This window comes from Bacillus thuringiensis, assembly GCF_001455345.1.
GTDB lineage: Bacteria > Bacillota > Bacilli > Bacillales > Bacillaceae_G > Bacillus_A > Bacillus_A thuringiensis_N.
The window spans coordinates 3,591,151-3,611,936 of sequence record NZ_CP013274.1 but is presented as its reverse complement, the minus strand read 5'-3'; the positions used below and the strand labels follow the sequence as shown (position 1 = coordinate 3,611,936).

Below are 20,786 nucleotides of genomic sequence, written 5' to 3'. Positions count from 1 at the left end.
GTTTTCTAACACCTCGTTTTCTTTCATTTTTCTTATTAACAAGTATAACATGTGAAAAAACATTCTACAAACATAAGTTCGAACAAAAGGCGAATTTATGTTACACTGAAGGGAAATAATAGTGAGAAAGAGGGGTTCATAATGAATGCAATTATTTATGCACGTGTGAGTACAACAAAAGAAGCGCAAGAAACATCATTATTACGTCAAAAAGATGAATTATTGCATTTAGCGGAGCGCTATCAAATGAATGTTACTAAGGTGATTGAAGAGCAGGCTAGCGGTTATACAATTGAACGTGATGGAATATTAGAAGTGCTAGATACAATTCGAGACGAACAAATTGATGTGCTACTCATACAAGATGAAACGCGCCTTGGTAGGGGAAATGCAAAGATTGCATTAATGCACTGTTTACATAAAGAGGGAATAAAAGTATACACGCATACGCATAATGGAGAATTACAATTGTCGGATTCGGATTCGATGGTATTAGATATTATTGGTATTGTTGAAGAGTATCAAAGAAAGATTCATAATTTGAAAATTAAACGTGGTATGCAACGCGCAGTAGAAAAGGGCTATCGCCCAGAAAATAATTTAAAGAATCGTCATTTAAGCGTAGGACGAGAGAAGAAAGAAGTGCCGATTGAGGAAATTGTGCGTTTGCGCAAGAATGAACTTACTTTCGAAGAAATTGCAGCAACGCTTCGCGGCTTTGGGCATAATGTTTCAAAAGCAACGGTACATCGTAGATATGTAGAGTATACAAAGCAATTGCTTGATAAAGAAGAGTAACTATTGTATGATAATAATCAGTTTTGATTAGAAGGGGGATTCGAGATGCTTAGTCACGAACTCGTTGAACGCATTAACTTCTTAGCGAAAAAAGCAAAAGCTGAAGGTTTAACTGAAGAAGAACAACGTGAGCGTCAATCGCTACGTGAACAATATTTAAAAGGATTTCGTCAAAATATGTTAAACGAACTTAAAGGAATTAAAGTCGTTAACGAACAAGGTACTGATGTTACACCGGCGAAATTAAAAGCTTTAAAAAAGCAAGATAATGCAAAATTAAACTAAAAGATGGGCGAAGCCCATCTTTTTCTATTTATTATATTCGTTAGTTAATAACTTTCCAGTTGTTATTGATTGTTGCTTCTATTTTTTTGTGCTTCAATATATAGTTAGCAATAAGTTCAGACATATCTGTTGTTATGTCTTTTATTACAGGCTTATTTTGAAACATAAAAAAGTTCCCTCCGCCGCTTGCGCGATAATTATTCATAACGACGTCATATTCTTCATCCATATTAAGAGGAGTGCCTTTATACTGTAAAGATTCTACTCTCTCACCAATTGGTTTGGAAATATTTAATACGTACGAAATTCCTTCCCACATATCGTAATTATAGTGTTGCGGTTTTGGTTCTATGTAGCTAGGGTTTACGATGATGGTTCCATCTGCTTTTAATGTGAAATAAGAAGCAGAGAGTTCGAGAGCATCTTTTATATCCGCCCCAGTTATTCTAATTACTTTTAATGTATTTGGATAAATATAATTAGAAACGATGTCACGCATTGTTACACATTTCGGGAAACCTGGCGATGTATTATGGAATAAGCTTGTACAAGAAATGGAAACATTAGCTATATCCATCTGTATGTTATTTATGAATTCAATAAAAGGATGGTCTTGCAAACGTGTTTGCATAGCATCTGAAATTCGCATGTCCCCATAGATTAGTCCAATAGGTTGATCGAGCCAATTTTGTGTTTTTTCTTCATAATCGGTAACCAAGGAAAGAATATCTTGGTCAGTCGCAATTCCTTGCACGGGCAATAATTGTGAACAACTCTCTTTTTTTATCCATTTTTGTTTTGTTTTTTCGAATGTTACTGTTACTTTTCCAATGAAGTGTCCATTGCATCCGGTTTGTAAAACTGTTACACCATTTATTGTGGTGTGAGCAATTTCACGGTGTTGGTGGCCTGTTAGTAAAATATCTATGCCTTCAATTTCATGACACATGGCATATCCTTGGTTTTCACCTGTTAAAACTTCACTCGGTACCCCAGTTTGTAAATCGCGTTCGAATCCCCCATGATACGCTACGACAAGTAAATCTGGTTTCTCATGTTCACGAATGTAAGAAACCCAATTTTGTGTTGTTTCTAATGCATCTTCAAATTGTAAGTCTTTAATGTGATCGGGTTGTTCCCAATTGGGAATATAGTGCGTTGTTACCCCTAAAATAGCAATTTTTATATTTGATTCAATATGTTTTATTACATATGGTTTCCCGAAATAAGGTTTTTTATTGTTTTTATCTAAAATATTTGCTGATAAATACGGGAATTTTGCAGTAGAAATAGCATTATTTAAGACATCAATTCCGTAATTAAATTCATGATTTCCAATCACTGCAGCATCATAACGTAAATAGTTCGCCAATAAAGACATTGGATTTTTCTTATCTTTTTCATAAGTAGCGTAATGATAAGTGAATGGTGTTCCTTGTATGAAGTCACCGTTATCAATTAAAAGAACGTTTCTATTTTTGGAACGTTCTTTTTTTATAAGAGTAGAAATTTTAGCTAAACCAATTTCAGCTTTGGAGTTATCTTGGTAGTGAATTGGATAAACAGTACCATGTATATCACTTGTTAATAAGATGTTTAAAGTCACAATTTGATTTTGATTCAATATCATTCACCTTTTCTATTATTATCTACCGATTAAGCATATCAAATATATGGAGAGAATTTTAATGTGAGTGTATAGAATGTGTAAAGATTCTGTAAATAATCAATTATTTGTAAAAATGTGTGATATATTTCTTCATGTTTATGAAAGGTTATTTTATAACAATGAAAAATGGAGGCATTAACATGTTGAAAAAAGTTTTTGCAATGAGCACAACAGTTGTACTAGCAGCGGGTTTATTAAGTGGCTGTGGAACGAAGGAATCAAGTGCAAGTAAAAATGAAGATACGAAAAAAGGGTATGTACCGAAGACTTTAAATGTTCAATTTGTTCCTTCTCAAAATGCAGATACGTTAGAGGCGAAGGCAAAACCATTAGAAAAGCTATTAAGTGATAAATTAAATATTCCAGTAAAAGTTAGTATTTCAACGAATTACAATACAATTGTAGAAGCGATGGCATCTAAGCAAGTAGATGTAGGATTTTTACCCCCAACAGCGTATGTGCTAGCACATGAGAAAAAGGCTGCAAACGTAATTTTACAAGCACAACGTTTTGGAGTAGATGATGAAACGGGAGCTCCTACAAAGGATTTAGTAGACTTTTATAAGTCTGAATTTGTTGTTAAGAAAGATTCAAATATTAATAGTGTAAAAGATTTAAAAGGTAAAAAAATTGGTTATCAAGATGTAACGTCATCAGCGGGATATGTGTGGCCTGCGGCTGTATTATTAAAAGAGGGCGTTGATCCGTTAAAAGATGTGAAACCTGTTACATTAAAAGGTCACGATCAGTCGCTTATTGCTCTTTTAAACGGTGACGTAGATGCAGCTGTTGTATTCCAAGATGCTCGTAATATTGTAAAAAAAGATTATCCGAATATATTCGATCAAACGAAAATAGTGAAATTTACGGAGAAAATTCCAAACGATACGATTTCGGTACGTTCTGATTTAGATGAAGAGTGGAGCAAGAAATTACAGGATGCTTTCATTGAAATTGGAAAGAATGAGGAAGGTCATAAAATCATTAAAGAAGTATATTCACATGAAGGATATGTTAAATCTGATGATAGTAAATTTGATATCGTTCGTGAATATGGAAAGAAAGTAAAAACGCAATAATACATATGAGAATGGCAGCTAGCTGGAAAGGTATGTTTTCAGTTAGTTCGCCGTTTTGAATTCATAGAAGGTAGGTAAGATGTGTGATAGAGTTTCGAAATGTTTCCAAAGTGTATCCAAATGGTACAAAAGGATTGAATAATATAAACTTGAAAATTCAAAAAGGTGAGTTTGTTGTAATGGTAGGGCTGTCCGGAGCTGGAAAGTCTACACTTCTAAGATCGGTAAATCGTCTTCATGAGATTACAGAAGGCGAAATCATGATTGAAGGTGAGTCTATTACGGCTGCGAAAGGAAAAGGATTACGCCGCATGCGCCGGGATATTGGTATGATCTTTCAAAGTTTTAATCTTGTAAAGCGATCAACGGTATTGAAGAATGTATTAGCTGGGCGTGTTGGGTATCATTCGACATTGCGTACAACGTTAGGGCTATTTCCAAAAGAAGATTTGGAGCTTGCTTTTCAATCGTTGAAAAGAGTAAATATTTTAGAAAAAGCATATGCGCGTGCTGATGAATTATCAGGAGGACAACAGCAACGTGTATCGATTGCTAGAGCGTTGGCTCAAGAAGCAAAAATCATATTGGCAGATGAACCTGTTGCGTCGTTAGATCCGCTAACAACAAAGCAAGTATTAGATGATTTGAAGAAAATTAATGAAGATTTTGGAATTACAACAATTGTAAACTTACATTCTATTGATTTAGCTAGGCAATATGCGACGCGCATTATTGGATTACATGCAGGAGAAATTGTTTTTGATGGCTTAGTAGAAGAGGCAACGGATGAAAAGTTTGCTGAAATTTATGGTGACGTAGCGCAGAAAAGTGAATTGTTAGAGGTGGCAGTTAAATGAATGACGTGATGATAAATTCGAAATCGATACCGAAGCCACCGAGTAAGTTGAAACATATGTTAACGTTAATTCTAGTCATTTTACTGTTGTGGGGAAGTAGTGTACAGGTCGATGCATCATTTTCAAAACTAGTAGTTGGTTTTCCTAATATGCTGGATTTGTTGAAAGAGATGGTACCGCCAGATTGGAGTTATTTTCAAGTTATTACAACAGCAATGTTAGATACAATACGTATGGCGATTATTGGGACGACTTTAGGAGCGATTTTAGCTATTCCACTGGCACTGTTTGCGGCAAGTAATGTGTTTACTAGTGCATTTTTGTACAGTCCAGCTCGATTGATTTTAAATTTTATCCGAACGATACCCGATTTATTATTAGCGGCAATTTTCGTAGCTATTTTTGGAATAGGACCACTTCCAGGTATTTTGGCTCTTACTTTTTTCTCAATTGGGCTCGTGGCGAAATTGTTGTATGAGTCAATTGAATCAATTGACCCAGGTCCGTTAGAGGCGATGACAGCAGTAGGAGCAAATAAAGTGCAATGGATTGTTTATGGGGTAATTCCGCAAGTGAAAGCACATTTTATCTCTTATGTTCTTTATACATTTGAGGTGAACGTACGTGCAGCAGCTGTTTTAGGTTTAGTAGGAGCAGGTGGTATTGGATTATATTATGACCGTACACTTGGTTTTTTACAATATCAACAAACTTCATCTATTATTATCTATACCCTTGTTGTTGTATTGTTAATTGATTATGTAAGTACATTGTTGCGGGAGAAATTATAATGAGTAAAACGACGGTAATCGTACCAAAACCGAAGAAACCGAGTGTATATCGCTGGTTTATTTTTATAGCACTTACATTTGTTTATGTATGGGCTTTTTCAGGAGTACCGCTAGAGGGAATAAAGGAAACGGCAGGAGAAATTACAAAAGCAATTATGACAGGTATATTGAATCCAGATTGGGCGTATGTATCTTTGCCAGATGGTGAAGATTTATTACATGGTTTAATTGATACGTTGGCAATTGCAATATTAGGTACATTTATTTCTGCCTTTTTATCTGTTCCATTCGCTTTTTGGGCGGCAACGAATATGAGCAGTGGAAGATTAACTTCAGGAACTGGGAAATTTGTACTTAGTTTTGTTCGTACATTTCCTGAATTAGTTATGGCCCTTTTATTTATAAAAGCTGTTGGACCAGGCTCTTTTGCTGGAGTTCTAGCTTTAGGATTACACTCTATTGGGATGTTAGGAAAACTATATTCAGAAGGAATCGAGAATATAGATAAGGGACCGACAGAAGCGTTAATAGCAACGGGTGCAAATCGGTTTCAAATACTTTGGTATGCAGTATTGCCACAAGTATTACCGGATTTTCTATCGTATACGTTATACAGGTTCGAAATTAATGTACGATCCGCTACTATTTTAGGTGTTATTGGAGCAGGGGGTATTGGTACGCCTTTAATTTTTGCACTGAGTTCACGCAATTGGTCGCGTGTGGGAATTATTTTATTGGGCATCATTTTAATGGTCATTATCATTGATTTTATTTCAAGTTCGATAAGGAAGAAAATTGTATGATTTATTTTAAAAGCACCTATAAAGGTGCTTTTTTATATAATAGGAATAATGAATGTGGGAAATAGGGGGGTGGTATTTTGGCTTTACGGCACGAGTTCGTATTTATTTTAAATGAAAAAAGATTGGATTTTAAAGGTGTGGATTGGATTGAATATTGTATTTTATATAAAGAAGAGGCCAAGGTAGATGAGTACGTTGTATTAAGTGATGAGCTAATCGTGTAGCTATTAGATTTTATCTATTGGATGCCAGTTTATTGTCCTACTAAAAGAGCAGAAGGGTTTGGAATTCATTATTATGGTATTACAAAAATTGAACAGCAAGGGGCAGTGATAGCAGAACAGTTATTTTGTTCGCTAGTTAGCTAGTTAGCATATTTTCTTTAGTGGCAGAAGCAATTGAACTGAGAGGCCAGTTTCAATGAGAAAACGCCAATAATACTGATGGAGAATATGAAAGGAGTATATTTGATCGAGATAAATTATGCCAAGATTTAAAGTCTTTTATTCGTTTGTTGCGTAGAGTAAAAAGTGGGGAAGGGTATATTTTGCATTATGGAATTTGAAGTTGATGAATAAATATACAGATAATTCCCTTTCTTTTTAAAATAAAAATAATGAAAAAGTATGTCATATTGAATACCCATACATTCCCGAAATCATTGATTTTTTTATAAAAAATCAAAAAAACATCAACATATTTGTCGATACATGTTGTATAATCTTGCGTGGGAAGCTATCATATAAATGTATAAAACGTTTACTAATATAAGCGAAGGGAAGAATAGCATGTCACATTCAATCGAACAACTTTCTATCAACACGATTCGCACATTATCCATCGATGCGATTGAAAAAGCAAACTCTGGTCACCCAGGAATGCCAATGGGTGCAGCACCAATGGCTTATACATTATGGACTCAATTTATGAAACACAATCCAAATAACCCAACGTGGTTTAACCGTGATCGTTTCGTATTATCTGCAGGTCATGGTTCAATGTTATTATACAGCCTACTTCACCTATCTGGTTATGATGTAACAATGGATGATTTAAAGAACTTCCGTCAATGGGGAAGCAAAACTCCAGGACATCCTGAGTACGGTCATACAGCTGGTGTAGATGCAACTACTGGTCCACTTGGACAAGGTATTGCAACTGCGGTAGGTATGGCGATGGCTGAAAGACACTTAGCGGCTAAATATAACCGTGATTCGTATAATGTAGTAGATCATCATACATACGCTATTTGTGGTGATGGAGATTTAATGGAAGGCGTTTCAGCTGAAGCATCTTCATTAGCTGCTCATTTACAATTAGGTCGTCTTGTTGTGTTATACGATTCAAACGATATTTCATTAGATGGCGATTTAAATCGTTCATTCTCTGAAAGTGTAGAAGATCGTTATAAAGCATACGGATGGCAAGTAATCCGTGTTGAGGATGGAAATGATATTGAAGCAATCGCGAAAGCAATTGAAGAAGCGAAAGCTGACGAAAAACGCCCAACGCTAATTGAAGTAAGAACGACAATTGGTTTCGGTTCTCCAAACAAATCAGGAAAATCAGCTTCACATGGTTCTCCACTTGGTGTAGACGAAACAAAATTAACAAAAGAAGCATATGCTTGGACTGCTGAGCAAGACTTCCATGTTGCAGAAGAAGTATATGACAACTTCCGCAAAACAGTACAAGATGTTGGTGAAACTGCGCAAGCAGCTTGGAATACAATGTTAGGCGAATATGCGCAAGCATATCCAGAATTAGCAAACGAATTGCAAGCAGCAATGAACGGTCAACTTCCAGAAGGTTGGGAGCAAAACTTACCAACATATGAATTAGGATCTAAAGCAGCAACTCGTAATTCTTCAGGTGCTGTAATTAATGCAATTGCAGAGTCTGTACCATCATTCTTCGGTGGATCTGCTGACCTTGCTGGTTCTAACAAAACATACATGAATAACGAAAAAGACTTTACAAGAGATGATTACAGCGGTAAAAACATTTGGTACGGTGTACGTGAGTTCGCAATGGGTGCGGCAATGAACGGTATTGCACTACATGGTGGTTTAAAAACTTACGGTGGTACGTTCTTCGTATTCTCTGACTACTTACGTCCAGCAATTCGTCTTGCAGCATTAATGCAATTGCCAGTAACGTATGTATTCACACACGACAGTATCGCTGTTGGTGAAGATGGTCCAACACATGAACCAATCGAACAATTAGCAGCGCTTCGTGCAATGCCAAATGTATCTGTTATCCGTCCGGCTGACGGTAACGAATCTGTTGCGGCTTGGAGACTAGCTTTAGAATCTACAAACAAACCAACTGCTTTAGTATTAACTCGTCAAGACCTTCCAACATTAGAAGGCGCAAAAGACGATACGTATGAAAAAGTAGCAAAAGGTGCATATGTAGTTTCTGCAAGCAAGAAAGAAACAGCTGATGTAATTTTACTTGCATCTGGATCTGAAGTAAGTCTAGCTGTTGAAGTACAAAAAGCTCTAGCAGTAGACGGCGTTGACGCAGCTGTTGTCAGCATGCCATCTATGGATCGCTTTGAAGCTCAAACTGCTGAGTACAAAGAATCTGTATTACCAAAAGCAGTAACAAAACGTTTCGCGATCGAAATGGGTGCTACATTCGGATGGCACCGTTACGTAGGTCTTGAAGGAGATGTGTTAGGTATCGATACATTCGGTGCTTCTGCTCCTGGTGAGAAGATTATGGAAGAGTATGGATTTACTGTAGAGAACGTTGTTCGTAAAGTAAAAGAAATGCTTTAATGATTTTAGAAAAATCTCTCCGGCATGGGGAGATTTTTCTATGTAAATGAGTTTTTTCGACAGAAAAAGTTTTTTATCTCTCCGCAGTCAGACAATCATTGCAAATTTTCTTCTATATAATGAAGAGAAAAGGTTGTCCAGATTGGGAGGCTGAAAATGAAAACGTATGAATTGTATTTAATTCAAGAGGATATTGCGAAAGCTTATTTTGGTCGTGAATATTTGTTTTTTGATTTATTTGCTCGATTTTCAGAATCTGGGTCCCTTTCGGAGAAAAAAGTGTTATATAAACAAATGATGTATATAACAATGCCATTACAAGTAATGAAAATTCATCATAAATTAGAACAAGCTTTGCGCGTTCTTGGTAAATATGATAGAACACATCATACACATACACTTTTTACGGGAGCGGAATATGGCGAAATAATGGTGAAACCACACTATATTCGCATGAATACCTCTGGAAATGTCTCTATGGAAACAACTTTCTTTGAGGTGTTAAGAAAGTGTGAACTAACATTTTTAGCTATGGATTATGAAAATACAAAGTACGGATGGCTGAATCCTTTAAAACAAGTACGAACATATGTGTAAAAAATGTCGAATTCTATCTTGTCTTATTGAAAAGGTTTTAGTACACTGTAAGGTAGACAACATGAAGGAGGAAAATATATGCCAATTTGGTTAGGTATTCTAGTGGGCGTAGTAGCACTAGTAGCAGGCGTGGCGTTAGGATTTTTCATTGCCCGCAAATACATGATGAATTACTTACAAAAAAATCCACCAATTAACGAACAAATGTTAAAAATGATGATGATGCAAATGGGACAAAAACCTTCCCAAAAGAAAATCAATCAAATGATGAGCGCGATGAACAAACAACAAATGAAATAAGCGCTAAAAGACACTCGCTAAGAGTGTCTTTTCTTTTTGTTAGTTACAGTGTTTAAAACTTTTAAAAATTCTGTATTTTTGATAAACTGAAAACATCGCTCATTTTAAGAGAGGAGGAAAAAAATGAAAGTGTTTATGAATTTAGCGTGGTTTTTTAAACAAGAAAAACGAGCGTACATAACCGGAATTATTTTATTATTTGGCGTTGCACTTTTAGAACTTGTAGCACCAAAAGTGATTGGGATTGTTGTAGATGAAATTAATGATGGAACATTAACGACTGATAATTTACTAAAATGGGTTGTACTCTTAGTAATTGTAGGTATTACGATGTACATATTACGTTACGTATGGCGTATTATGATTTTTGGCTCTTCATTAAAGTTGGCTCGCCAATTACGGAAAAATTTGTATGAACATTTTACAAAGATGAGTCCATCGTTTTATCAGTCAAATCGCACAGGTGATTTAATGGCACATGCGACTAATGATATTCAAGCGATTCAGCAAACTGCTGGAGCAGGCGTTTTAACACTGGTTGACTCTTTAGCCGTTGGGGGATGTGTACTCGTAGCGATGGGTTTTACAATTAGTTGGAAGTTAACATTGTTAAGCTTAATTCCGATGCCGATTGTAGCAATATCAACAAATTATTACGGAACTTTATTACATAAAAGGTTTCATAAAGCGCAGCAATCGTTTTCGGAAATCAATGATAAAGTGCAAGAGAGTATGAGTGGGATGAAGGTAATTCGATCGCTTGGACAGGAGAAAGAAGATTTACAAGCGTTTCGAAAAAAATCAGAAGATGTCGTACATAAAAATATGTTAGTCGCACGTATTGATGCATTATTTGATCCAACAATCGCTCTTATCGTAGGATTTTCATTTTTAATCGCAGTATGTTATGGGTCAGTATTAGTTGTGAGAGGTGAATTAACAGTAGGTGATCTCGTTACATTTACGACGTATTTAGGTACTCTCGTTTGGCCAATGTTAGCGTTTGGATGGTTGTTTAATATTATGGAGCGTGGGCGTGCTTCGTATGACCGTGTAGAAAAAATCCTCTCGCAAAAATCAGATGTAGTAAATAGAGAAAATGCTGTGCATACAATAGCGAGCGGTGATGTTTCATTTGCGGTCGATTCGTTTTCGTATAAGAAAAATGAACTGTTACATTTAACAGATATTCACTTTGATTTGAAAAAGGGAGAAACGCTTGGGGTTGTAGGACGTACAGGTGCAGGGAAAACAACTTTATTAAAATGTTTAATCCGTGAGTATGATCATTTTAATGGTGAATTAAAAGTTGGAGAGCGGGATATTCGAGATGTAACACTTTACGGTGTCCGTTCTGCCATTTCATATGTGCCGCAAGACCATTTTTTATTTTCAGCGAGTATTGGGGAGAATATTGCCTTTGGAAAGGCGGATGCTACATATAATGAAATTACCCGTGCTGCAGAGATTGCTTGTATTCACAATGACATCCTTCAATTTTCAGAAGGGTATGAAACAGTAGTTGGGGAAAGAGGCGTTTCTTTATCTGGAGGTCAAAAACAAAGAATTTCTATTGCACGTGCTTTATTAACGAATGCTGAAATTTTAATTTTAGATGATTGTTTATCAGCAGTAGATGCAAAAACAGAAGAAACAATTTTAAATGCTTTAAAGAAGGAAAGAGCAGGGAAAACAACGATTATTACTGCTCATCGTTTAAGTGCAATTCAGCATGCCAATCTCATTCTTGTTGTGGATGAAGGTAGAATTGTGCAACGAGGTACACATGAGCAATTAATGAAAGAACATGGTTGGTATAAAGAAATGTATGAGAGCCAGCAGTTAGAGGCATTAGTCGAGAAAGGAGGCGTATGATGGCTGAGAAAAAACAGAGCGATTTAAGAAGATTGCTTTCTTATATGAGGCCATATAAGGGGTTGTTATCTTTAGCATTTTTATTTCTAGTTGGTGCAACTGTAACTGAAATGATGGGTCCTTTTTTAATTAAACAATTTCTTGATGAACATTTAGTACCACGTAACTTTGATCAATCAGCACTTGTTACTCTATTTGTAGTGTATATTGTTGCTCACTTATTAAAAGTATTATTTACTTATTTAGACTTATTATATTTTCAAAATATCGCTTTTAAAATTGTTCAAGATATGCGTGTTGAAGTATATGATCATGTTCAAAAGTTGTCATTAAGTTTCTTTGATCGCACGCCGATTGGTACGCTCGTATCGCGCATAACGAATGATACGGAAGCAATTAAAGATTTTTATGTTAGTGTATTATCAACATTTGTTAAAAATATCGTGTTTTTAGTAGGTATTTTAGTAGCGATGTTTTTATTAAATGTAAAATTAGCGCTATTTTCTCTCGTACTAATTCCGATAATGTTTGCGATTATGGTGCTATATCGCCGGAAAAGTGCAGCTTTTTATTTAGAAGTGCGTAATCAATTAAGCGTGTTAAATGCAAAGTTAAACGAGTCCATTCAAGGGATGAATATTGTTCAAGTGTTTAGACAAGAAAAGCGTATGAGAAGAGAGTTTGAAGAAGTGAACAATAAACATTATAGTGCAGGGCGACGTACGTTAAAGTTAGATGCATTGCTTTTACGTCCAGCTACGGATTTAGTACATATTGTAGCGATTGCGTTAGTACTTGGTTTATTTGGCATTGATGCTTTGAAAAGTCCTGTTGAAGTAGGCGTTTTATATGCGTTTGTTAACTATATACATCGTTTCTTCCAGCCGGTAAATGAGATGATGATGAAATTGTCATTTTTTCAACAAGCACTTGTTTCATCATCACGTGTATTTCATTTAATGGATGAGAAAGATTTAGCGCCAGTTCAAAAAGGGGATGGAAATCCTCAAGTCGTTAATGGAGATATTGAATTTAAAAATGTTACTTTTTCGTATGATGGAAAACGTGATGTTTTAAAAAATGTATCTTTTCACGTGAAACAAGGGCAAACGGTTGCTTTTGTTGGGCACACTGGTAGCGGAAAAAGTACCATTATGAATTTGTTAATGCGATTTTATAATATTAAGTCTGGAAATATTGTAATAGATGGTGTAGATTTAGAGAAATTTGAAGAACAAGAAATTAGAAAGAAAATAGGACTCGTATTGCAAGATGCATTTTTATTTGCGGGAAATGTAAAACAAAATATTCGTATGTACAATGAAGAAATTACAGATGAAGAAGTAAAAGAAGCGGCACAATTTGTGCAAGCCAATACGTTTATTGAAAAATTACCAGAGCAGTATGAAACAGAGGTAGTAGAAAGAGGAGCAGCATTTTCTAGTGGTCAACGACAATTAATTGCTTTTGCTAGAACGATAGCAACGAATCCGAAAATATTAGTATTGGATGAAGCAACAGCTAATATTGATACAGAAACTGAAGACGCGATCCAAATAGCGTTACAGCAAATGCGAAAAGGGAGAACAACTATAGCCATTGCGCACAGATTATCTACAATTCAAGATGCAGATCAAATTTTCGTTATGCATGATGGAGAGGTAGTAGAAAGAGGAACACACCAAGAATTACTGAGTGAACAAGGGTTGTATTATAATATGTATTTACTACAAAATAAAGGAAGTTTACAAAAGGCCTTGTAATTACAAGGCTTTTTTACTTTGTTTATAAAATATGTTTGCTCTTTATTTCTATAGTATAAACGTCGTGACCCTTTATGAAAGTTGTACATATTGTATGTATACGAAATGAAAAAAATTGATAGGGGCTTTTATATGCAAGATAGATCTAGTTCAAATATTACGTTTATCGATGTGTCTCATTGGGAAGGGAATATTGATTGGAATGCAGTGAAGGGATCCGGTATTTCAGCGGCGTATGCAAAAGCGACAGAAGGTGTGAATAATCTTGATCCTACTTTGGTTCAAAATGTACAAGCAGCGCGAAATGCGAATGTATTAATCGGTGCATACCATTTTGCACATCCAGAACTAAATGATGCAATTTCAGAAGCGAAACATTTTGTGAGCATATTACAAAGCAATCAGACAGACTTAATGCCAGTACTAGATTTAGAATCGCCGGCAGATTCGAATAATAGTAATTTAACTGGTACTGCTATATCTAATTGGGCAAGAAGTTTCATAAATTATGTGAAACAGGCTACTGGAAAAGATGTCATGTTATATACAGGAGTTTGGTATATTAATGAGTTTGGAATTAACGGATTAAGTGATCTTCCACTTTGGATTTCTAAATACTCTAGTACGCCGCCTGCTGATGCTGGTGGATGGACAGAGTGGACAGCGTGGCAATACACAGATTCTGGTCAAATTTCAGGTGTAGTAGGAAATTGTGATGTATCAGCAGCGGTTTCATTAGAAGCTTTACAAGGAAATGGAACCAATGGTGGTGGAAATGTTTCCCCACCTAGTACTGCTACTGCAGTCTATGGTGTTGCTGTAATTAATGGCGATAATGTAAATTTACGGAGTGGACCAACTTTACAATCTAGTGTAATCCGCCAGCTAAATAGAGGAGAATCGTATGAAGTTTTGGACGAACAAAATAGCTGGCTTGCTTTAGGTGGAAGCGAATGGATATACTATGATCCAAGTTACGTTCAATATAAACATTATGTGGCGACTATTACTGGTAATAATGTGAATCTGCGGGATGCTCCATCATTAAATGGAAATGTTATAAGACAGTTACATCACGGTGAGGCTTATAGAGTATGGTGTAAGCAAGATGGATGGCTTGGTTTAGGTGGGAATGGCTGGATATACTATGATCCAAGTTATATTCAGTATGGTGTACAATAAAATGAGCGTAAAAGGTATCTCGTCTGAGGTGCCTTTTATTATAAATATGTAATTTTTACAAAGTGTATATTGAAAGCATAGTATAATATAATGGATATTTATAAAAAATGATTAAAAATGAAATAAAGGAGAAAAAATATGGATTATGTGCTAATAGGTGTGATTTTATTATTATTAGCTGCAGTATTCGTGCTGTTTTATAAAAATAAACAGTTAGAATCAGAGAGTCAGCAAGTAGAATTTGAAAAGAAACAAGCAATTGAAACGTATGAAAATGAAATTGCAGCCACGGTTACAGAGCATAAAGAACAACAAAATACATTGAAAAATATGGAACAGAAGAAATACAGTGATTTACAAATAAGTGCAGCTCGAGAACTTGAAAATATGCGTATGATGAAAAATCAATTAGCTATGCAGCATAGTAAAGAACGTAGTGAAATGCAAGAAAAACATAGTAATGAAATACATATGTTTCAAAATTTAATTGCAAATTTGCGAGAGTATACAAAAAATAGAGCTGAGGTAACTACACATGAAACATTACATTATATGAAGCGTGGCTTCGTAGAGCAAGGCATAATACTAGATAATGAATTTCATATTATGCCGAATGTTTTTATGAGAAATCAGCATAGAGGAAATGATTTTCGAATTCAGCATCTTGTCTTAAGTAAAACGGGTATTTATCTACTTGAGACGAAAGAATGGACCGGGAAATTAATTCATGGCTTAACGAAAGAAAATGCTAGTATATATGCATTTATGATTGATGAAATTGGCAAGTATCAACAAGAGATAGAGAAAGAAGAGACGTTTGAATATATTACAGGTGAAGATTCATTAACGATACAAGTGAAAAATGAAGGGAATCCAGTATATAGAGCGAAGAAACTATCTCATATTCTATACAATTGTTTGAAAGAAATGCAGGTTGATATTGTAAAGGAAAATGTAAAACCGATTGTATATTTTTCTAATGAGAGTGGGAAAGAAGTGCTAGATCTTTCTGAAGAAAAAACGCCGAGATTAAAGGATAGAGAGCAAATTGTAACGTTTTTCAGAAATGAAATCTTAACGGGCAAAGTAATATATACAGGTCAAGAATTAGAAAAACTTCGAGAAATCATTAGTCGGATGAATTATAGAATGAATTAAAAAAGGGGTGGGCATTCTGAGTGCAATATTAAGGGGTATTTTGTATGTTTATATTTGTTTGTATATACTAATGTATTTTGCGTTTATTTTTGTGATTGATGCGGTTCACATGTCATTAAGTGTAAAAGGTATGTTTGTAGTAGTCATGCCATTTGTTTTATTAGTCGTGATTCAAAAGTTCGTCTTACGTACTTCTGTAAATCGTAATACAGAAAAGAAGCAAATGCTAGGTGTAATGATAGTAGGTGGCATTCTATTGTTAGTGTGTACTGCACAATTAAGTATGAATACATACACTTCCAAGTTTAATCAAGATCGGTGGTTAAATGTTGAAGAAAAACGGGTACATATGGTAGATGATCTACTACAAAAATATAAATTAACAGGGAAATCAAATGAGGAAATTATAAAATTATTAGGAGAGCCTACTCAAACAAGAAATGGAGAAGACGGGGTTATCACTTCGTACTATCTTGGAAATGAACGTGGTTTTATTTCGATAGATAGTGAACAGCTTGTTTTACAATTTGATAGAGATGGTAAAGTTGCAGAATATAAGGTGCAAAGAGACTAAAGAAACGTAGAGAGAAGCTATATATTATAGCTTCTTTTTTATATTCCAATATAGTAAATGTAGGCAAATAGTAGTCATTCCTATCTATACGAATCGGAATGAGTCTGTTATATTGTAAATGGTTATGTTGCTTAATAGTTTAGTAGATAACCTATATTTTGGTTGAGGAGGGGAAATTTAACACGAATTTAATGATATGCGTGTTAAGTATTATGATGAAAAAAGGATTTTATAATGTTTTAGCTGCATCAATTGTATTTAGTATGGTAACGATTCCCAATTATTCCTATGCTAGTGAGCTTGAAAAAACTGTTACAGTTTCTCCTGAGGAACAAGCTTTAAAAAGTATTGAAAACCATATGAAAGATGAAGATGGGCGAGGAGAAGATCAAGGAGCAAGAAATGAAGTGCAAGGTGAGTTTCTTGTACATATAGTTAAAGAAGTACCTTTATACGATTCTAGTAATTTTCAAAAAGAGACAGGGATTCGTATTTCGAATCAAGTCGTAAAAGCTGAGAAGAGAAAAGGAAACGCTTACTATGTTCAAACTTCATCTGGAGCTGGATGGATACAAAATAGTGAGGGGAATGTAGAAGTTAAAGAAATTCATTCGTTATTAAGTGAAAAGTTAGTTATAAATGAAGAAACCTCTACATACTCTGAACCATTTGCATCATACAAAGAAGAAAATGTACTGGAGCCACAAACTATCCAAGCAATTGGACAGGCGGGAGAATGGTTCCAAGTAAAAATAAATAATGAGATAAAATGGATTCATTCACCTTCAGCAAAATTTGAAGGAACAAAAGCGTCGCTTATTCAAGACGCAGCACCAACACGTACAAAACGTGCAGCAGTTATGTATGCTGCACCATTAGAAGAGAAAACAACAGATATTTATGGTGTACCTTTAAAAGAAATGATTGTACCGAAAGGAAATGAAAATATTCGTCCAGGTTATGCGATGAATCCGAAGTATATTACGATTCATGAGACAGATAATTACAGTGTTGGGGCAAATGCTAGAAACCATGCGCTATATTTATATAACCAAGCAACGGGAACGGAAGATCGTTCAGCGTCTTGGCATTTTACGGTAGACGATAAAGAGATTTATCAACACCTTCCATTAAACGAAAATGCTTGGCATGCAGGAGATGGAGCAGAAGGAACTGGAAATCGAGAATCAATTGCGATTGAAATTGCTGTAAACGAAGATGGTGATTATAATAAAGCTGTTGAAAATGCTCGTAAACTAGCAGCTTATTTAATGGGGGAATTAAATATCCCTTTAGAAAATGTGAAGAAGCATCAATTTTGGAGTGGTAAAAATTGTCCTGCTATTATGATTAAAAACAATGCGTGGGAACCATTCTTACAAGGAACAAAAGTTTATTATGATGCGAACCATAAAGATGATATAACGGGTGGCTGGTACGAAGCAGACATTCGTGAATTAGATAAACTTGGCATTATGGTTGGGGATGGAAAAGGTTCTTATTGGCCAGAACGTCTCGTAACACGTGGTGAATTTGCGAACTTCATTTCAAGATCATTGCAGTTGCCTGAAGGAACATCGAATTTTAATGATTTAAATACAGCACATCCATCGCTAATAGATGGTATTAATCGTGCAGCAAGTGCCGGAATAATAAGTGGTAGAGGAAATGGTATATTTGCTCCAAATGATACGATTAAACGAGATGAAGCTGTTATTATGATTGACCGTGCACTGCAATATAAAAAAATTAAAGGTAACTTAGCTCCGCTACCATTCTCGGATCAAAATTTAGCATATGATAAACAAGCTGTACAACGTGTTTATGGATTAGGCATTGTAAAAGGAAATGAAAATAATGAATTTATGCCAAAAGGTTCAGCAACGCGTGGAGAATCGGCAGCATTTATTAATAGAATGTTAAAAGTAATAGAGAGTAAATAATGAAATAGCATTCGCTTTTGCGAGTGCTTTTTTATTTTTCAATATGTTACGGAAGGGAGGGAAGGCTATTGAGTGGAATAAGGAATGAAAGCAGAGGTAATGCATATATATATATGCGTTGGGTTATTTTTAACGCGTATTAATGAACAGCCTAATTATAATCAGTGTGAAATGGACCAAATCTCTACTGATTAAAGTTTCACATTATCCTATTGTATAAATGAAAAGGAGGTAAGACGGTGAAAGCTATACCGACTGATGTCCTGAGTAAAGAATTGATGGAAAGAGAAGGGGTTATATCTATTACAGTAAAGGAATTTGAAAAAATCGAAGTAGCTGGAGTAGTAGTCGCTGGCCCCGCGGTTATTTTGATTAATCAAGATTAAGTACATAGTATCAATTTAGAAAAGTACGAAAAGCATCCGTCCAGGGTGCTTTTTATTTGTATGCAAGGAAGAAGATAATGGATAATGGGATTACTGGAGGGAGAGTATGTGGCAATTATTATAACGATGTTAATAATGGGAGTTTTATTAGGATTTGTTGGAGCTGGAGGGGCCGGGTTTATTATCGCGATACTCACTTTAGTATTCCATATTCCTATTCACGTTGCACTTGCAACGTCTTTAACTGCTATGGCATTTACGACATTATCTGGGGTTATAAGTCATTATCGTGAAGGAAATGTAGTACTTACTATAGGCGGGATTGTTGGTGGATGTGGAGCGTTTGGTTCTTATATCGGTTCAAAAATTGGCTCACTTATACCGCCGCATCTTCTTCATTGGTTTACAGCTGGGATGTTATTTTTATCTGCGATGTTTATGTGTATTAAATTAATTAAGTTTCAAAATAGGGAAGAATTACTTTTAGCAGAAATTAAAGATTTTTCGAAAGAAAACATAATGAAATGTATATGCCTTGGATTAGTCACTGGAATGATGGCTGGTTCATTCGGGATCGGTTCTGCACCATTTATTCAACTTGGATTAATGGTTCTATTAGGATTAACGATTCAGCAATCTGTAGGAACAACAATGCTTGTTATATTGCCGATTGCGATTGGAGGCGGACTGGGATACAGTTCAGAAGGGTATCTAGATTATATATTATTATTGCAAGTATTAATTGGGACGATGCTAGGAGCGTATATCGGGGCGAAGTTTACAAATTATGCACCACGTATGCTGTTGAAGTTTTCAATGATTATGACACCAGTTTTCGCTGGATGCATGTTATTGATGGAATGAAAATAATATAGCAAACTAATATGTTTTACGAATGAATTATGTAAGTAATTCATATTTCCCATATAAAAGGATTTGCTTTAATATAATGAGTGTAAAGTTCGAGTATTCGAAGTACTACTTGAATTATATCCCTATCCCTTTTCTAAAAATGCGAACAAGTTTTGCCCTATTCTATTCAATATTTAATTGTATAGAAATATATTGTTCGATGACCATTATGGAACGTACATAATGGGAAAATCCCGATCCTCAAAGAGGATGCCCCTAATCTTCATGTGAAAATATGATCGGATATGAAAGCTGACCAATTTATGGTCAGCTTTCTTTTTGTCCAAAAACTATCTCTTTTTTAATTTCAGTTTGTAATAATAAAGCTTTTCCGAAACGACGTTTACATTCTGCACGCACTTTTTCAATGGCTAGTAGCTGAGTAGTAGCAGGAACTGTGACGATAGCTTGGCGAGGTTTTCGATTTTCTTCACAAAAGACACATTCCACAACATATTTAGAAATCATGCTTTCATCCTTCCGTTTTTAATTTCTAAGAAGGAACTACCTATGAAGTTAATGTGATTTTTCGTCATTAGTTTACTTTTTTCCTCTTTTTTCAAGGAGAAAATAGTAAAGGAGGCGAATTTTTGTAGGGGAGGGATGTACATGGAGAGATGGATAGGTGCAGCAGCTATATGTGTAAATGAAAGAAATGAAATCTTAATGGTATTGCAAGGACAAAAGGGAGAAGAAAAAAGGTGGTCTATCCCAAGTGGAGGTCTTGAAAAAGGAGAAACACTAGAGGAATGTTGTATCCGAGAAGTTTGGGAGGAAACAGGTTATAGTGTGGAAGTTATAAGTAAAATATATGAAAAAGAAGGTATTACATACGGGGTGCCTGTATACGTTCATTATTATGTCGTAAAAAAAGTAGGCGGTAGTATGAAAATCCAAGATCCTGATGAGTTAATACATGAAATTGCTTGGAAGGGGATAGATGAAATGAAGGAATTAACATTATCTTTCCCGGAGGATTATGAGATTTTAAACAAATACATAAATAAAAAAGCAAGTATTTAAAC

General features: G+C 35.2%; 20 protein-coding genes and 1 pseudogene. 19 read left to right on the top strand and 2 right to left on the bottom strand.

What is annotated here, in order from left to right:
- Window positions 1-141: 141 nt before the first annotated feature.
- Together ATN06_RS18710 and ATN06_RS18705 are read left to right on the top strand one after the other, a co-directional pair.
- Window positions 142-798, top strand: a complete 657-nt coding sequence (locus ATN06_RS18710; RefSeq protein WP_060631882.1) for a YneB family resolvase-like protein — start codon at window positions 142-144, stop codon at window positions 796-798.
- Window positions 799-843: 45 nt separating this feature from the next.
- Window positions 844-1,083 (top strand): DUF896 domain-containing protein, encoded by a 240-nt coding sequence (locus tag ATN06_RS18705; protein ID WP_000948565.1) that lies wholly within the window; start codon window positions 844-846, stop codon window positions 1,081-1,083.
- 40 nt (window positions 1,084-1,123) lie between these two features.
- Here the strand turns inward: ATN06_RS18705 and ATN06_RS18700 are convergent, their stop codons facing one another.
- Window positions 1,124-2,707, bottom strand: a complete 1,584-nt coding sequence (locus tag ATN06_RS18700) for a bifunctional metallophosphatase/5'-nucleotidase (protein ID WP_060631881.1) — start codon at window positions 2,705-2,707, stop codon at window positions 1,124-1,126.
- 185 nt (window positions 2,708-2,892) lie between these two features.
- Between ATN06_RS18700 and ATN06_RS18695 the strand changes: the two genes are divergently transcribed.
- From ATN06_RS18695 to ATN06_RS18625, 16 genes and pseudogenes are all read left to right on the top strand, one after another.
- Window positions 2,893-3,831, top strand: a complete 939-nt coding sequence (locus ATN06_RS18695) for a phosphate/phosphite/phosphonate ABC transporter substrate-binding protein (RefSeq protein WP_000915052.1) — start codon at window positions 2,893-2,895, stop codon at window positions 3,829-3,831.
- An 83-nt stretch (window positions 3,832-3,914) separates the two neighbouring features.
- On the top strand, window positions 3,915-4,688 hold the full coding sequence (gene phnC / locus ATN06_RS18690) for a phosphonate ABC transporter ATP-binding protein (RefSeq protein WP_000569252.1): 774 nt from the start codon (window positions 3,915-3,917) through the stop codon (window positions 4,686-4,688).
- Window positions 4,685-5,479 carry a phosphonate ABC transporter, permease protein PhnE gene (gene phnE / locus ATN06_RS18685; RefSeq protein ID WP_060631880.1) on the top strand — a complete coding sequence of 265 codons (795 nt, stop codon included), beginning with the start codon at window positions 4,685-4,687 and terminating at the stop codon, window positions 5,477-5,479. The genes phnC and phnE (ATN06_RS18685) overlap by 4 nt, the downstream gene beginning before the upstream one ends.
- Complete coding sequence (gene phnE / locus ATN06_RS18680; protein ID WP_060631879.1) at window positions 5,479-6,282, top strand: phosphonate ABC transporter, permease protein PhnE; 804 nt, start codon at window positions 5,479-5,481, stop codon at window positions 6,280-6,282. The genes phnE (ATN06_RS18685) and phnE (ATN06_RS18680) overlap by 1 nt, the downstream gene beginning before the upstream one ends.
- A gap of 77 nt (window positions 6,283-6,359) precedes the next feature.
- Window positions 6,360-6,847 (top strand): annotated as a pseudogene (locus tag ATN06_RS29720) (coproporphyrinogen III oxidase).
- Between the two features lie 223 nt (window positions 6,848-7,070).
- On the top strand, window positions 7,071-9,071 hold the full coding sequence (gene tkt / locus ATN06_RS18675) for a transketolase (RefSeq protein ID WP_060631878.1): 2,001 nt from the start codon (window positions 7,071-7,073) through the stop codon (window positions 9,069-9,071).
- Between the two features lie 156 nt (window positions 9,072-9,227).
- Window positions 9,228-9,668: a sporulation inhibitor of replication protein SirA gene (sirA, locus tag ATN06_RS18670; RefSeq protein WP_000860639.1), complete on the top strand. Its 441-nt coding sequence runs from the start codon at window positions 9,228-9,230 to the stop codon at window positions 9,666-9,668.
- Window positions 9,669-9,746: 78 nt separating this feature from the next.
- On the top strand, window positions 9,747-9,968 hold the full coding sequence (locus tag ATN06_RS18665; RefSeq protein WP_001123317.1) for a YneF family protein: 222 nt from the start codon (window positions 9,747-9,749) through the stop codon (window positions 9,966-9,968).
- Window positions 9,969-10,091: 123 nt separating this feature from the next.
- A complete protein-coding gene (locus ATN06_RS18660) occupies window positions 10,092-11,843 on the top strand; it encodes an ABC transporter ATP-binding protein (RefSeq protein WP_060631877.1) in 1,752 nt (583 codons plus the stop codon).
- Complete coding sequence (locus tag ATN06_RS18655; protein WP_060631876.1) at window positions 11,843-13,606, top strand: ABC transporter ATP-binding protein; 1,764 nt, start codon at window positions 11,843-11,845, stop codon at window positions 13,604-13,606. The genes ATN06_RS18660 and ATN06_RS18655 overlap by 1 nt, the downstream gene beginning before the upstream one ends.
- Before the next feature lie 132 nt (window positions 13,607-13,738).
- Window positions 13,739-14,788 carry a GH25 family lysozyme gene (locus ATN06_RS18650; protein WP_060631875.1) on the top strand — a complete coding sequence of 350 codons (1,050 nt, stop codon included), beginning with the start codon at window positions 13,739-13,741 and terminating at the stop codon, window positions 14,786-14,788.
- 138 nt (window positions 14,789-14,926) lie between these two features.
- Entirely contained in the window at window positions 14,927-15,946 is a 1,020-nt protein-coding gene (locus ATN06_RS18645) for a nuclease-related domain-containing protein (RefSeq protein WP_060631874.1), read from the top strand.
- Window positions 15,947-15,953: 7 nt separating this feature from the next.
- Window positions 15,954-16,520: a hypothetical protein gene (locus ATN06_RS18640; RefSeq protein ID WP_088116287.1), complete on the top strand. Its 567-nt coding sequence runs from the start codon at window positions 15,954-15,956 to the stop codon at window positions 16,518-16,520.
- 215 nt (window positions 16,521-16,735) lie between these two features.
- On the top strand, window positions 16,736-18,463 hold the full coding sequence (locus ATN06_RS18635) for an S-layer homology domain-containing protein (RefSeq protein WP_060633172.1): 1,728 nt from the start codon (window positions 16,736-16,738) through the stop codon (window positions 18,461-18,463).
- Between the two features lie 239 nt (window positions 18,464-18,702).
- Window positions 18,703-18,849: a BC1881 family protein gene (locus ATN06_RS18630; RefSeq protein ID WP_000644411.1), complete on the top strand. Its 147-nt coding sequence runs from the start codon at window positions 18,703-18,705 to the stop codon at window positions 18,847-18,849.
- Between the two features lie 108 nt (window positions 18,850-18,957).
- Window positions 18,958-19,713 carry a sulfite exporter TauE/SafE family protein gene (locus ATN06_RS18625; protein ID WP_060631873.1) on the top strand — a complete coding sequence of 252 codons (756 nt, stop codon included), beginning with the start codon at window positions 18,958-18,960 and terminating at the stop codon, window positions 19,711-19,713.
- A 315-nt stretch (window positions 19,714-20,028) separates the two neighbouring features.
- Here the strand turns inward: ATN06_RS18625 and ATN06_RS18620 are convergent, their stop codons facing one another.
- The gene (locus tag ATN06_RS18620; RefSeq protein WP_000624207.1) at window positions 20,029-20,229 is read right to left on the bottom strand and encodes a DUF3903 domain-containing protein; all 201 of its coding nucleotides are present in this window, start codon (window positions 20,227-20,229) and stop codon (window positions 20,029-20,031) included.
- 141 nt (window positions 20,230-20,370) lie between these two features.
- On the opposite strand from ATN06_RS18620, the gene ATN06_RS18615 reads away from it, so the two are divergent.
- Window positions 20,371-20,784, top strand: a complete 414-nt coding sequence (locus ATN06_RS18615; RefSeq protein WP_060631872.1) for an NUDIX hydrolase — start codon at window positions 20,371-20,373, stop codon at window positions 20,782-20,784.
- The last annotated feature ends 2 nt before the right edge of the window (window positions 20,785-20,786 follow it).